This window comes from Virgibacillus carmonensis (assembly GCF_057836705.1).
In genome coordinates this window covers 1-713 of sequence record NZ_JBYQFJ010000154.1, presented here as the reverse complement: position 1 = coordinate 713, position 713 = coordinate 1, and the positions used below count along the sequence as shown (strand labels likewise).

General features: G+C 33.8%; 2 protein-coding genes. One reads left to right on the top strand and one right to left on the bottom strand.

Annotated elements, in window-relative coordinates:
* Positions 1-222 (top strand): aldo/keto reductase (locus AC3G7N_RS21080; RefSeq protein ID WP_489424104.1); only part of this gene is annotated, 222 nt, incomplete at its 5' end.
* Between the two features lie 36 nt (positions 223-258).
* On the opposite strand, the gene AC3G7N_RS21075 is transcribed toward AC3G7N_RS21080, so the two are convergent.
* Positions 259-713: Ger(x)C family spore germination C-terminal domain-containing protein (locus AC3G7N_RS21075; protein WP_489424103.1), on the bottom strand; the 455-nt coding region annotated here is incomplete at its 5' end.

Genomic DNA, 713 nt, shown 5'->3' with positions numbered 1-713 from the left:
AAAATGGCAGGTAAATATGACAAGTCAGTTGCCCAGTTAATAATTAGATGGCATTTGGAAAACAATTTAATCGTTATACCGAAATCAACTAATGCTTCCCGCCAAAAGGAAAACGCTGCTGTATTTGATTTTGAAATTTCACCTGAAGATAAGAAATATATGGATCAAATGAATGAAAATCTGAGAATTGGTTCTCATCCCGATAACACTAAAGGCTTGTAATAAATACGCCCACAATTACGTTTGTGGGCGTATTTTCTACTTTGTAATACCATGCTGAACAATTTTTGCATCGACATGGAACTTTACGTTAATATCTGGCAGGATATTTCTCCATTCTTTACTTTTCAGTTCTCCATTCTTTTTATGAACTCGATAAACGTTTCCATATCCAAACGGATCAACACCAAGTTCTTGCACATTAGCTAACAAATCCTGATATTGTTTTGCGATACTTTTTTCAATCTCTTTTTCAAATAATGCCCTTACCTTTGGACTTTTAATCCTGATTTCTTTTGTTAATTCAAGTAAGCGTAATTCCATTTGTATATCTGTTTTAAAGGTAAGACTATTCATATCAACAACGTCCATTTTGCCTTTACCATTTAATACGCTGATTAATACACTAAATGTCTTCTCATCGCTTTTTTTCCCCCCTGGTTTTTGGATGTATTTCTCAAAGGGTTTAAGCGGAAGTTCTAATTCCAATTGAG